Source organism: Polyangiaceae bacterium, from assembly GCA_015075635.1.
Taxonomy (GTDB): domain Bacteria; phylum Myxococcota_A; class Polyangia; order Polyangiales; family Polyangiaceae; genus JADJKB01.
Genome location: JABTUA010000001.1, coordinates 1,013,368 through 1,026,384, shown reverse-complemented (window position 1 = coordinate 1,026,384; position 13,017 = coordinate 1,013,368). Strand labels below are relative to the sequence as shown.

At 70.2% G+C, this 13,017-nt stretch carries 8 protein-coding genes; 3 read left to right on the top strand and 5 right to left on the bottom strand.

All coding sequences use genetic code 11. The features are described from left to right. Positions 1-113: 113 nt before the first annotated feature. On the top strand, positions 114-1,034 hold the full coding sequence (locus HS104_04740) for an extensin family protein (protein ID MBE7479286.1): 921 nt from the start codon (positions 114-116) through the stop codon (positions 1,032-1,034). A 3-nt stretch (positions 1,035-1,037) separates the two neighbouring features. Here the strand turns inward: HS104_04740 and HS104_04735 are convergent, their stop codons facing one another. Further along, a complete protein-coding gene (locus HS104_04735) occupies positions 1,038-2,060 on the bottom strand; it encodes a hypothetical protein (protein MBE7479285.1) in 1,023 nt (340 codons plus the stop codon). 140 nt (positions 2,061-2,200) lie between these two features. Between HS104_04735 and HS104_04730 the strand changes: the two genes are divergently transcribed. Then, positions 2,201-5,287, top strand: a complete 3,087-nt coding sequence (locus HS104_04730) for a hypothetical protein (protein MBE7479284.1) — start codon at positions 2,201-2,203, stop codon at positions 5,285-5,287. 117 nt (positions 5,288-5,404) lie between these two features. Continuing rightward, complete coding sequence (locus tag HS104_04725) at positions 5,405-5,884, top strand: hypothetical protein (protein MBE7479283.1); 480 nt, start codon at positions 5,405-5,407, stop codon at positions 5,882-5,884. A gap of 264 nt (positions 5,885-6,148) precedes the next feature. On the opposite strand, the gene HS104_04720 is transcribed toward HS104_04725, so the two are convergent. From HS104_04720 to HS104_04705, 4 genes are all read right to left on the bottom strand, one after another. Further along, positions 6,149-8,479, bottom strand: coding sequence for a DEAD/DEAH box helicase (locus tag HS104_04720; protein MBE7479282.1), 2,331 nt, complete (start codon positions 8,477-8,479; stop codon positions 6,149-6,151). 199 nt (positions 8,480-8,678) lie between these two features. Beyond that, the gene (locus tag HS104_04715; protein MBE7479281.1) at positions 8,679-9,233 is read right to left on the bottom strand and encodes a hypothetical protein; all 555 of its coding nucleotides are present in this window, start codon (positions 9,231-9,233) and stop codon (positions 8,679-8,681) included. A 75-nt stretch (positions 9,234-9,308) separates the two neighbouring features. Further along, complete coding sequence (locus tag HS104_04710; GenBank protein MBE7479280.1) at positions 9,309-11,315, bottom strand: hypothetical protein; 2,007 nt, start codon at positions 11,313-11,315, stop codon at positions 9,309-9,311. A 35-nt stretch (positions 11,316-11,350) separates the two neighbouring features. Continuing rightward, the gene (locus HS104_04705; GenBank protein ID MBE7479279.1) at positions 11,351-12,982 is read right to left on the bottom strand and encodes a serine/threonine protein kinase; all 1,632 of its coding nucleotides are present in this window, start codon (positions 12,980-12,982) and stop codon (positions 11,351-11,353) included. Positions 12,983-13,017 lie beyond the last annotated feature (35 nt).

Genomic DNA, 13,017 nt, shown 5'->3' with positions numbered 1-13,017 from the left:
TTGGCGAACTTGGCGCGGCGTCTTGGCGGTTTTCTGTGGGTCCAGGCGGGCGCAGTCCGGCTGACTCTGACCGAGCGTTGACGGGGCGCCGAGAGCGCGTGTATTCCGCTGGAATGCGCCTCATCGCAGCGACCCTGGGCTTCTCGGCGCTCCTCCTCGCCGGCTGCGGCGACGACGCCTCGGGCGGCGGCACGAGCGGCTCTGGAGGAGCGGCCGGCAGCGACGGAGGCCCCGGCGGCAGCGGCGGAGCTGCCGGTTCGAGCGGTGGCAGCGCCGGGGCAGCGGGCTCGGGCGCGAGCGGCGGCACCGCAGGCGGCGGCGGCGCCGGTGGCGGCGCAGGCGGCAGCGGCGGCAGCAGCAACCTCACCTGCATGCAGGAGCTCGACCAGCGCGGCGTCGGCTACACCACCACCACGGCCAAGGGGGTTGTGGACGCGGTCAAGCTGACGGGGCCGCTCAACGGAGTGCTGATCGCGAAGACCAACACCGATCAGGTCGCGACCGATCCGATGGCGTGCAACTTCGTGCTCCACCTGTGGGAGATGGCCGAGGTGCTGAAGGCGCACGGCATCCACAAGATCGGCACGCTGGGCTCGTATTGCTACCGCTGCTGCTGCTACTGGTCCGAGGAGAACTTCTGTCGCGGGCCGAACGACCCGGAGCCGGACTGCTCCGTGGCGCCCTGGAACGGCTACTCGAACCACTCCTGGGGGCGCGCCGTGGACATCCGCTACCTCTACAAGGACTCGGGGCAGGTCTACGACATCAACAACCCCGCCCACTGGGTCGAGTGGGCTACGGCGTCTCAGACCTGCACCCAGGGACTCGCGGCGCAGACGGGCATCAGCAAAGAGCTCTACACGCTGGCCTGCGAGCTGTCGGCCAAGCACGTGTTCGGCACCATCCTCACGCCGAACTACAACTCGGCGCACCGCAACCACTGGCACGCCGACATCGGTCAGAACGCCGAGCCGACCACCTGGAAGGTGCTGTCGAGCGAGGCGCACGTGGACGAAGGGCCGGGCGACGAGTAGCGCTCAGTCGTCCTCGAGCTCGTCGGCGGGGTCGTCGACGGCCGGAGGCGGACCGCCCATCGGGCGATCCGGGCGTGGTCCTCGCAGACCGCGACCGCGCGGACCTCTGGGCCGGTCCGCCAGCGTCGCCGCGAGCTTGTCGCGTTGCTCCGGCTTGATCACGCCGAGCAACGCGTTCAGGTACTCCGCTTGCTTCTTCGCCATCTCGCGGTGGCGCTTGGCATCGGCGCCGAAGTCGAGCTTGGCCGCGCTGAAGGTGTCCTTCTCGAACGCCGTCAAGAGCGCGTCCATGCGCTTCTGCATCTCTTCGCGCGCCCCGTCCGCCTTCCCGCCCTCGCGGCCCATGTCGTGCTTGGCGAGGATCGGTTCGACCCTCTTCTGTTGGTCCGCGTCCAGGCCGAGCTCTCCCGAGAGGCGCTCGAGCCGGCGCTTGGCGCGCTCCTCGTCCTTCGCCTTGTCCGGCTCCGGCTTGCCGCGGTCCTTGAAGCGAGCCTCGCGCTCCGCTTGACGCTTCTTCACGCCCTCGACCAGCGCCTTGCGCTGGGCGGCGTCGAGCTCCTTGTGGAGGGCGTCCAGGGCCTTGACCTCGGCGTCCTTGCGCGCGGCCGCCGCCTTGTCCAGCTCGGAGAGAGAGGGCTCGAGCTTGGCCAGCTCCACCTTGCCCGCCTTCACGCCCTCGGTCATCGCGGCGTTCAGGGCCTTGCGTGCCTCCGGAGCCGCGGGACCTCCGCCGCCGAGACCGTCGTAGAGCTTGTCGAGGGCGGCCTTCTTGTCCGCGGGCAGATCGAGCTCGGCGGCGGCCGCGTACATCGCCCCCGCGAGCCCTGCGCGGTCGCGCCGCGGCTTGCGCTCCGGCGCGGCGCTCTCGGCGGGGGCGGCGGATGCGCTGGCTGTCGGCGCGAGCTTTGGCGCCTCCAGGGTCTTCGGTGCCTCGGCCGTCGCCGGCGCAGAGACGCTGGGCGCGTTGTCGCAGGCCAGGGCGGTGAGGAGCAGCGTCGAGCAAACTACGGAATTCCTGAACGACATCGATTCACCTCCGAAGAGCTGGCGGACCCTACGCCTGCCGGAGTCGGGGGAGAACCCCTGGCTGTGTTGCAGACTGAGACACCGTGAGCTAGGGACTGAGGCTCGGGCGGCGGGTCATCGCCCGGAAGGAATGCGGTCTCATGCGCGGTTTCCTGCGTGGATTGGTGTTGCTGTTGGTGTGCCTGGGCTTCGGAGCAGCGGCATGCGCCGGGAGTGAAGACGCGGGTGAGGACGGCACGGGCGGCGCCGCCGGCGACGCCGGCCCCGACGGCACGGCGGGCGACTCCGGCTTCAACTTCGACGCTTCGACCTGCATCCCGAAGACCTGCGCCGACCTCGGCGTGGACTGCGGCCAGCAGGCGGACGGCTGCGGCGCGATCATCGACTGTGGCGGCTGTTTGGCCCCCGAATATTGCGGCGGCGGCGGTCCCAGCAAGTGCGGCAGCGACCCCTGCACCAAGAAGACCTGCGCGGAGCTCAACGCCTTCTGCGGCCAGCAGGGTGACGGCTGCGGTGGGTTGATGGACTGCGGGACCTGCACGGCGCCGCAGACCTGCGGCGGCGGCGGCGTACCGAACGTCTGCGGCGGGACGGCCTGCACGGCCAAGACCTGCGCGCAGATGGGCTACGACTGCGGGCCGGTGGCGGATGGCTGCGGCGGCCTCACGCAGTGCGGAACCTGCACCAAGGCCGGCGACATCTGCGGCGGCGGCGGCAAGCCCAACGTGTGCGGCAGCAGCGTGCCGCCGTGCGTGAAGAAGACGTGCGCCGACTGGGGCGCGAACTGCGGGCCCGTCAGCGACGGCTGCGGAGGCATCGTCCAGTGCGGCAGCTGCGCCTCGCCCAACTGCTGCGGCTGCGGCGGCAGCCCCAGCGTGTGCGGCGGAGCACCTCCGGCCTGCGTGAAGAAGACCTGCGCGGACTACGGCGCGAACTGCGGGCCCGTCAGCGACGGCTGCGGCGGCCTGACCGCGAGCTGCGGCACCTGCCCCTCCGGCCAGTGCTGCGGTTGCGGCGGCACGCCCAACGTCTGCGCCGGCGCCTCCGCCTGCACTGCGCTCACCTGCGCGAGCTTCCCCTCCGGGACCTGCGGCCAGCAGTCCGACGGCTGCGGCGGTTTGACCGCCAACTGCGGCGGCTGCCCGTCGGGGCAGTTCTGCGGCGGCGGCGGGCCCAACAAGTGCGGCTCCGGCTCGACCTGCATCAATCTCCAGTGCAAGCAGGTGAGCTGCCCGAGCGGCACCACCAGCATCAGTGGCACGGTCTACGATCCGGCCGGGCTGCGTCCCCTGCCCAACGTCTACGTCTACGTCCCGAACGGCACTCCCGCGGCCTTCACGGCCGGCGCCACCTGCGACAAGTGCGGCTCCGCCCTGTCGGGCCTGCCGCTGGTGACGACGCTCACGGACGCCACCGGCAAGTTCAAGCTCGACAACATGCCGGTCGGCGCGGACATCCCGGTGGTGATCCAGATCGGCAAGTGGCGGCGTCAGATCAAGGTCACGACGACGCAGTGCACGAACACCGCGGTCGCCGCGGCGCTCACCCGACTGCCCCGCAACAAGAGCGAGGGCGACATCCCCAAGATCGCGCTGACCACCGGCGGCTTCGACTCGCTCGAGTGCCTGCTCCGCAAGATCGGCATCTCGGACACGGAGTTCACCAACCCCGGCGGCACGGGCCGCGTGAACCTCTTCCGTGGCCAACCCGCCACCGGGCCCAACCAGTCCGCGGGCAAGTACGACGCGGCCTACGGCGGCGCAAACTTCCCGAGCTCGATGACGCTCTGGGGCAGCCTCTCGGCGCTGCAGGCCTACGACGTCACGCTCCTGGCCTGCGAGGGCGACACCTACACGGTGACCAAGCCTGCCAGCGCGCTCAAGGCGATGTACGACTACTTGAACGTGGGCGGCCGCGTGTTCGCCTCGCACTATCACCACTACTGGGTCAGCGCGAACACCAACGGCACGGGCACGGGCGCCTGGAGCTCGCTGGCCAGCTGGATCTACCCCTCACCCGGCCTCCTCAACCAGCAGAACGGGCTCGTCGTCCAGGGCAAGATCATCACCAGCTTCCCCAAAGGAAACGCCCTCGCGACCTGGCTCCAGACGGTGGGCGCCTCGACGACCTTCGGCGATCTGACCATCAACGACGCCAAGAACAGCGTGAAGAGCTTCGACCAGTCGCGGGTGACGGAGTGGATCTACGTCCAGAACACCAAGCTCTATCCCACCCTCACGCAGGTGCCCTACGCGACGGAGTACATCACCTTCAACACTCCGGTCGGGGCCTCGACGGCCAACCAGTGTGGGCGCTTCATCTTCAGCGACATTCACGTGTCGTCGGGTGACAAGGGCACGGCGTTCCCGAGTGAGTGCAAGTCCACCACGATGAGCCCGCAGGAGCTCGCGCTGGAGTACATGTTCTTCGACCTGTCGTCGGCTGTCTGCGACGAGAAGCAGCCGCCCCCCACCTGCAGCCAGCTCACCTGCGCCGACCAGGGCATCCAGTGCGGGCCGGCGCCCAACGGCTGCGGCGGCGTGATCGCCAGCTGCGGGACTTGTCCGTCCGGCCAGGTTTGCGGCACCGGCGGCAAGTGCGCGACCTCGAGCTGCACGCCCACGACCTGTGCGGCGCTGGGCAAGAACTGCGGCCTCTGGTCGGACGGCTGCGGCAACACGCTGAACTGCGGCACCTGCACCTCGCCGCAGACCTGCGGCGGCGCCGGCACTCCCGGCGTGTGCGGAGCGGGCAGCTGCACGCCCACGAACTGCACGGCGCTGGGCTACAACTGCGGGCTCTGGGCCGACGGCTGCGGCGGCACGCTGAGCTGCGGCACCTGCACCGCCCCGGCGAGCTGCGGCGGCGGCGGCGTGTTCGGCAAGTGCGGCGGCAGCGGCTGCCAGAAGAAGACCTGCGCCGACATGGGCGTGAGCTGCGGGCTGTCGGGCGACGGCTGCGGCGGGACCATCGACTGCGGTCCTTGCGACGGCGGCGTGACCTGCACGCCGCTCGACTGCGGCGGTCGCTGCGGCCCGCAGGGCGACGGCTGCGGCGGCGTCTTGCAGTGCGAGGCTTGCCCCGGCGGCACCTGCGTGCCGACGACCTGCCTCAAGGCCGGGGCGCAGTGCGGCTTCTACCCCGACGGCTGCGGCGGCTCGCTCAGCTGCGGCACCTGCCCGAGCGGACAGGTCTGCAGCAACAACAAGTGCCTCACCATCGGCTGAGGCGGCGCCTGCATCGGGAAACGCCGGGCGTGACCATCCCGCCCGGCGGGGGGGAGTGCGCCGGCCCAACCCAGAGGACGCTCCGGCGTCCCGAAGGGCGGACTATAAGCTTCCCCGATGCACGCGCCTCCCCCCGGCTTCACACCTCCCCCGGGTCCGCCCGGTGGCTTCCTGCCTCCGCTGCCCGGTGTCGCCGTCCAAGACGCCCGCGCGCTGGCCCAGGGCCAGGTCAATGGCCCGGCCATCGGCCTGATGATCGTCTCGGGCCTGTGCGCGCTGTTCTACGTCTTCGCCACCGTGATGGTGCTGTTCGCCGGCGGCATCACCTTCCTGCAAGGTGGTAGCGGAGATCCGGGCGCGGCGCTGGGGATGGGGATCGGCGCGGCGATGTACGCGTTCTGGGCGGTCGCGTCGATCGTGTGCTTCGTCGGCGCCCTGCGCATGAAAGCCATGAAGAACTACGCCTTCGCGGTGACCAGCGCGGTGCTCGCCATCCTGCCCTGCACCACCTACCTGTGCTGCATGGCGATGATGCCCTTCGGCATCTGGGCGATGATCGTGCTGATGAAGCCCGAGGTGAAGGCCGCCTTCGGCTGAGCGGTCTAGGGGGTGTCCCTAGTTCGGTGTGCGACTGAGCGGCTCGATTCGCGCCGCTCGGCGGCCAGCCGAGCCCCGGAATCACTTGAACAGTCTGGTCATGATCAGATCTCGATCCGAAAGTGAGGCGTGAGTGCGAAGACCGGCCGGACGCGCTTCGCGATACCCGACGGGGTGGGCCGGCGCCGGCCGCTTCGACCGAACGGAAGCGTCGCGTGGCGCTTGCTGCCGCCAGCGGAGCGCGAATTAGGGACACCCTCTAGTTCAACCGTCTTCGCCCATCGGCGCGAGCAGGCTCTCCACGTCGTCGGGCAGAAGGCGCAGCGTGCCGACCTCGCTGCCGAGCAGCGTGTCGGCCAGATTGCGCTTCCGCTGTTGGAGCTCGAGCATGCGCTCCTCGACGCTGCCTGCGACGACCAGGTTGTGCACGAACACCGGTTGGGTCTGTCCGATGCGGTGTGCGCGGTCCGTGGCCTGCATCTGCGCCGCGGCGTTCCACCAAGGGTCGTAGTGGATGACGGTGTCGGCCCGCGTCAGGGTCAGCCCCGTGCCGCCGGCCTTCAAGCTGATCAGGAACACGTCCGCCTCGCCGCTCTGGAACGAGTCCACGAGCTTGTGTCGCTCCTGGGAGGCGCCGGTGAGGGTGACGTGGCGGATGCCGCGCTCGGTGAGACCTTGGGACAGGAGCGCGAGCATGCGGGCGAACTGCGAGAAGACGAGCACCCGGCGCCCGCGCCCGAGCTCTCCCGCCAGGAGCGAGTAGAAGGCCGCGGCCTTGGCGCTGGTCTTCACGTCCCGGGCGGCGTCCACCTGGACCAGACGAGGATCGCAGCACACCTGGCGGAGCTTGGTCAGCGCGTCCAGGATCATCAGGCTCGACGCCTCGAAGCCCTGCCGGCGGATCGCCGACCGCACCTCGGCGTGAGCAGCGACGCGGATGCTCTCGTAGAGATCGCGCTGGTCCTCCTCGAAGCTCACGTGGCGCACCAGCTCGGTCTTCGGCGGCAGGTCCCGAGCCACCGTCTCCTTCAGCCGGCGCAGCACGAAGGGCGAGACGCGCGAGCGCAAGGCGTGCAGGCGGGTCTCGTTGCCCTCGCGTTCGATGGGGTAGCGGAAGCCGCTGCGAAAGCGCTGCGCGCTTCCGAGCAGGCCGGGCATCACGAACTCGAACAGGCTCCAGAGCTCGTCCAGGTTGTTCTCCACCGGCGTGCCGGTCAGTGCCAAGCGGTGCCGCGCGCGCAGCGTGCGCGCCGACTGACTGGCCTGGCTGCGCGCGTTCTTGATGGCCTGGGCCTCGTCCAGGATCACGTAGTGGTACTCGTGCTCACGGAAGCGCGACAAGTCGCGGGTCAGCACCGAGTAGGTGGTGAGGACCACGTCGCTGCCGGAGAGCTTCCCGAACGCCGCGTGGCGCTTGCCGCCGTGGAGCACCAGCACCCGGAGGTGCGGCGCGAACTGCCGGATCTGCCGGCGCCAGCCCTCGATCAGGCTGGTCGGGACGACCACCAGCGCCGGCAGGTCCATACGCCGCTGCTCCTTCTCGATGGCGAGTAGCGCGATGGTCTGGAGCGTCTTGCCGAGGCCCATGTCGTCGGCCAAGACGCCACCCACGCCGTGATCGCGCAGATGGCAGAGCCAGGTCAGCCCGTCCGCCTGGTAGGGCCGGAGCTCGGCGTGGAGCACCGCAGGCCGGGCCGCACCGGCCGGCGTGCGCCCGAGCTTCTGGCCGCGCTCCACCGCGTCGGAGCGACCGGTCCAGCTGAGGACTCGCCCTTGGCCCTCCAGAGCTTCGGTCAGCCTTCCCACCGCGGCCAGGTTGGTCTCGTGCAGGCGCAGCTTGCGCCCCTGACCGTCGTAGAGCTCCGCCAGGACCGCCAGGATGGGCTCGAGGCGTTCCCAGGGAATGGCCACGAAGCGCCCCTTGGCCACGGGCAGCGCGCGGCAGCGCGCGACCTGACGCGACAGCGACGACAGGCGCGCGCCCTTCGGCGCCTCCTCCAGCAGCTTGATCAGCGCGGGGACCAGGTCGATGACCTCGCCGTCCACTTCGAGCCCGAGCTCCAGCTGGAACCACTCCGCCTTCTCGCGGACGTCACCCAGCCGCGCGACCCAGCGCTCCGCGCTTCCCACCACCTGGAACTGAAAATCGGGGGCGATCTCGACCTGCCAGCCCAGCGCCCGGAGCTCCTCGACGGCGAGCCCGGAGAAGGAGCAGATGGCGTGCACGTTGTCGTCGACGTTGATCAGGTAGTCGGCGCGCACGCCGTGGGGAGCGACGACGCTCTCCAGGTGGTCGATCTCCACGGCACCGTAGCGCTCGATGCGCGCTTGCACGGCGCGCTCGGCGCGCAGATCGCGCTCGATCTCCGGCTCGGCGCTCTCGGCCTGCTCCCAGGCGTCGTCGTGCTGGGGCCGCACCTCGACGCCGCCGTAGTCGAAGCAGAGGCAGAGCACCGCGTGCTCCCTCTCCCGCCAGCGCCCGTCGGCGCCTTCGACCAACAAGCGCTCCGACGACAGCCGAAGCTTGACTCCGAATTTCTCTCCGTACGCCGCCGGTACGGCCCCCGCCGCCTGATCGAGTTGATGCGCCTGCACTGGGTCCGAGTCTTCGTTCTTACTCGGGCTTGCCTTAGATCAAAAAAAACCTCTCTTGTCGATCCCGCTCGCGATCGAAAGTGCAGATCGGCCGGCCGATCGCTCGCGCGCTCGACCTACATGGACACACACAGCCTCGCCCGGGCAGTCTCGCGACGATATCCGTCTCGCGCGGGCTCACGCGGGTCGAGCGACCCGCCTACTTGCAGCAGTTGCAGGTGTTCTTGACGGTACAGTCCTTCACGGCGCTGGCCTTGGTCGTGCCCGGACCGTTCACGCCGCCCGCTGCCTGAAGCTCCGTGCCGCACTTCAAGAGCACGCAGATCTCGTCGCAGCAGTTGTTCTTCTGGGCGCAGTTCCGGAGCCCCACGCAGGTCGCGTCGGCCTCGCACGCCTTGAGCTCGGTGAGGCAGCTGTCGCAGGCGCAGTTGGCGCAAGCCGGATCGGGGTTGGTCGCCGCCTTGGCCTTGCACTCGGCGAGATCGCTGCCCGCGCCCGCCGCGCCGCCGCTCGACGCCCCACCGCTCGACGTTCCCGCTGCCCCGCCGCTCGACGCTCCGCCGCTCGACGCTCCGCCGCTCGATGCTCCGCCGCTCGAGCTACCCGCAGCGCCCGACGCTCCAGCGCCGCCGCCGGAGCTGGCGCCGCCGCTGCTGCTGCCACCGCTCCCGGACCCGCCGCCGTCGTCGCCACCGCAGGCAACGACCGCAACCAACCCAAGAAGAACCCCAGAAAACACCAGCCCCAGCTTCATCTCGCCACCCTCCAGGGGGCCTTGTCCGGCCCGCCGGCCGAATATCCCAAACGACCGGCGCAAAGTCAAGCGGCGTCAGGGTGCCGGGACCAGGCCCTTTCGGTCCGCCATCAGGTTCTCGAGGAAGCCAGCCGCCTGGTTCATGGCCGCGGGGATGTCGTAGATGACGAAGTGCCCGTCGCTCGCGTCGTCGGCCGTCCACTGCGCGAGCACGCCGCTGGCGGCTCCGCCAGCCAGGTTTCCGCTCAGCCCCTGGGGCGGAATGGTCACCGGCTCGAGATCGGCCCAGGCCAGCTCTGCAATCTCGTGGATGACCGGCGTCTGCGGCGGCAGGCCCAGGGCCACGGCCTGCACCTCGATGCCGTGCGGCGGGGAGTAGCTGTCCCCGGACCCATCGGCGTTCACGCCCTCGGTCATCATCATCGGCTTCGGCAGAAAACCCGCGCGCGGGCGCCGCACGAGCATCGGCACGTAGTGGATGGGGTCGGTGGGGTCCACGATGCTCTGCGCCAGCGACATCGCCGGATGGAACAGGTTGAGCTCGTCGGTCTCGTCGCCGAGCAGACCGAGGAACACGGTCTTGACCAGACCCGCGACGTCCACGGGCTTGGTCTTCTCGAGCAGCGCGATGCTGATCATGCTGCCGGAGCCGCTCAACATGCCGCCGCGCGTCTGGTCGTCCACCGCCAGGAACAGCGGACCGTTCAGCCCGCCCTGCGAGTGGCCCATGAACGCGACCTTGTCGGGGTCGAAGCGGATCTCCGAGCCGCCGCTGATCGACGCCGGAATGGTGATCTTGCTCTTGGTGAACAGGCGCGCCTGCTGCACCACGTCGATGGCGGACTGTGGGCCGTTGGCGCGCGCGGCCACCGGATTCTCGACGTTGAAAAACAAGAGCTCCGGCGTGCCGGCGGAGGCGCCGGGACGGTCGCCGTGGAAGATCTGGTCGATGCCCATGGTCGCGATGCAGCGCTTCGCGAGCGCGGTGCCTTCGTCCTTGGGACCGATGAAGCTCCGGTAGTTGCCGCCAGTGCCGTGAGCGTAGAGCACGATGGGGTAGCCGCTCGCCGGCATCGGGCAGGCCGCTGCCTTGGGCACGGTGAGGGCGAACCGCAGGTCGAAGTCGTCCTGCACCGCGGGCTCGCCCGCCGCGTCGAACGCGAGGGCGCCGCCGTCGCCGTACTTGGCATACGGGATCTTGCCCTGCTGAAAGTTCGGCGTGGGCCCGTAGCGTCCTTCGTAGGTGTCGTAGAAGCCGGCTTCCTCCGCCTTCTTCAGCGTGCCATCCAGGATCTTCGGCTCCGGGTAGCTCGCCACGACGAAGTCGCGGATCTTCGCCGTCTCGGCCACCGGATCGTCGGTGGTGAACACCGCCAAGTGGACGATCGAGCTCTTCGCGACGCCGGCCTGCTCGAGCTCGGAGAGGGCGCCCGACAGCGCCGACTTGGCGAGCGCTGCCGGGCCGCTCGCGTCGTCATGGCCGAGCACGGCTCGGAGGTCCGGCGAGGGCTCGATGCGACCGCCGTCGGCCGCCCGCACGCGTTCGGTGACCACCAGCGCGTAGCGCGTGCCCGGGCGCAACGGGAAGCCCAACGCCGGCATGAAGGCCAGGGTGTTCGGCTGCCAGTAAGCGCCCTCCTCGGCGCGGAAGAAGCTCGCGACGCGCTGGCGCGCTCCGCGCTCGGGCGAGTCCGGGTCGACGTCGATCAGCTGCACGACCGCGTCGTCGCCGAGCGACGCTCGAGGCGTGGGCAGCGAGCTCGGGGCGAGCGGCGTCGTGAAGCGCAGAAACCCCGGCGCGGCCGGCGAGAAGCCCGTGAGCACGCCCTTCATCGACTCGATGTAGCCCTTCAGAATGGGCTTCTTGCGCGGGTTCGGGTAGCCCGTGAAGCGGACCGTGCCGTCGCTCTCCTTGCGCAGATCGCTGGGCCAAGGGTGATCGAAGAAGGTCTCTTCGGCGAGCTCGTCGAGAGAAGCGGGAGCGACGAAGATGCTCTCGCCGCTCTTCTCTACCTCCTCGCCATCCGAGCACCCCGCGGTCAGCGACACCAGAACCAGGAGCGTCCACCTCGGCCCGAGCATGCGCCGGTTCTATCACGCGCGACCCCACGCCGGGGTCACTTGACCGTGACGGTCCAGGGGAACGTTTCGACGTGCCACTCTTGCGGGTGGGCGTATTTCCCGATGCGGATCGAGAGCATCTTGCCTTGTACGCAGGCCTGCGCTCCACCCGAGCCGGACATGCTGCCGGTGCCCGAACCGTCGGGGCGAAAGCCACACGAGCCGGTGTAGGTCTCGCTGGCCGCGCCGGGCGTCTTGTTCGGGGCGCACGCGACTGCCGCGGCGGCGGCCGCCGAGCTGACCTTCTTCTGCACGGCGGCGACGTCGATGGGCTTGAGCTCGCCGCTCGATGCGGCGCTCGGCGCGGGGGTGGGCGCGGGGGCCGGAGCCTCGGTCGGGGTTGGCGAGGGCTCGGCCGCGGGGACCTTGTCGCCAACGACAGGGGTCGTCTTCGTCGCGGTCGTCGAGCGCGGCGACTTCGCGTTCGACGCCGACGAGGTCCCCAGAGTGGGCTCCGCAGGGCTCGCGGTCGCCCCCGTCGGCGCCGGGTCGGCGGGAGTCGCTGCGCCCGCCTGGGCCGCGGAGCTCTCGCTGGGGCTCTCGCTGGTGTAGAGCCACGCGCCCGCCCCGACGGCGACGATGGCAACCCCGCCCACCAAGAGCAATCCGGCCCCGAGCAAGATCAAGAGCGGGGCCTTCGAGGCACGCCGCGGCGGCAGCGCCGAGGCGCTCACCGGGTGGGACGCGGAGATCCCCGGCATCGACCCGCTGGCGAGGGCCGGAGTCGGCACCGGCAGGCTCGGCAGCGTTCCGTTCAGCATCGCTTCGAAGGCAACGAACGCAGCGTGCGCTTCGGGAAAGCGCTGGCCCGGCTCCCGCGCCACGGTACGGGCGAACCAAGCGTCGAAGCCCGGCGGGAGCAGGTGCTCGACACCGTATTCCCGCGCTCGCTCCGACGCCGGGACCAACACGTCCATCAGCGTCTCGCGGAACAGCGCGCTCAGCGCGGCGCCCGGCTCGTTCGCCGCGTGCCAGTAGTGCCGTCCGGTGAGCAACCGGAACGCGATGAGCCCCAGCGCCCAGACGTCGGCGGCAGGAGTGATCTGGGCGCGAGGATCGCTCTGCTCCGGCGCCATCCAGAGCGGCGTTCCGACCTGCCCGGTCCCGCTCTCCTTGGCCTCGGCCGCCAGCTTGGCAATGCCGAAGTCGAGGACCTTCAGCTGGCGGGTCGTCTCTGCGCTGTGAACCTCGGCGAGGAAGATGTTCTCGGGCTTCACGTCGCGGTGCACGATGCCCACGGAGTGTGCCGCCGCGAGCGCGTGGCACAGCTGGCGAAAGATCGGCACGATCTCCTGCGCCCCGAGCGTGCCCCGGCGCGCGCAGAGCTGACCCAGGTCTTCGCCGTGCAGGAGCTCCATGGCGAGCCACGGAATGCCGAGGGCCGAGTCCACCCCGGCGGCGATCACCTCGACGACGTGCTCGCTGGGGATGCGCGCGCCGACCCGGGCCTCTTGCTCGAAGCGCTCGCGCATGCGCGCCTGCGCGATCAGCGTCGGGTGCATGATCTTCAGTGCGCGCTTCTGGCCGGTGCTGATCTGCTCCGCCAGCCACACCCCTCCCATGCCCCCGCGGGCGAGCTCCCGCTCCACCCGGAAGTCCCCCCCGATGACCGCTCCGGCGAGCTGCATGACGCCGGTCGTTATTGCACGCTTCCTGCTCGGGC

Coding starts and splice junctions, on each gene's coding strand:
- HS104_04735 (MBE7479285.1), bottom strand. CDS start 2,060: ATGTCGTTCAGGAATTCCGTAGTTTGCTCGACGCTGCTCCTCACCGCC.
- HS104_04705 (MBE7479279.1), bottom strand. CDS start 12,982: ATGCAGCTCGCCGGAGCGGTCATCGGGGGGGACTTCCGGGTGGAGCGG.
- HS104_04715 (MBE7479281.1), bottom strand. CDS start 9,233: ATGAAGCTGGGGCTGGTGTTTTCTGGGGTTCTTCTTGGGTTGGTTGCG.
- HS104_04740 (MBE7479286.1), top strand. CDS start 114: ATGCGCCTCATCGCAGCGACCCTGGGCTTCTCGGCGCTCCTCCTCGCC.
- HS104_04730 (MBE7479284.1), top strand. CDS start 2,201: ATGCGCGGTTTCCTGCGTGGATTGGTGTTGCTGTTGGTGTGCCTGGGC.
- HS104_04725 (MBE7479283.1), top strand. CDS start 5,405: ATGCACGCGCCTCCCCCCGGCTTCACACCTCCCCCGGGTCCGCCCGGT.
- HS104_04710 (MBE7479280.1), bottom strand. CDS start 11,315: ATGCTCGGGCCGAGGTGGACGCTCCTGGTTCTGGTGTCGCTGACCGCG.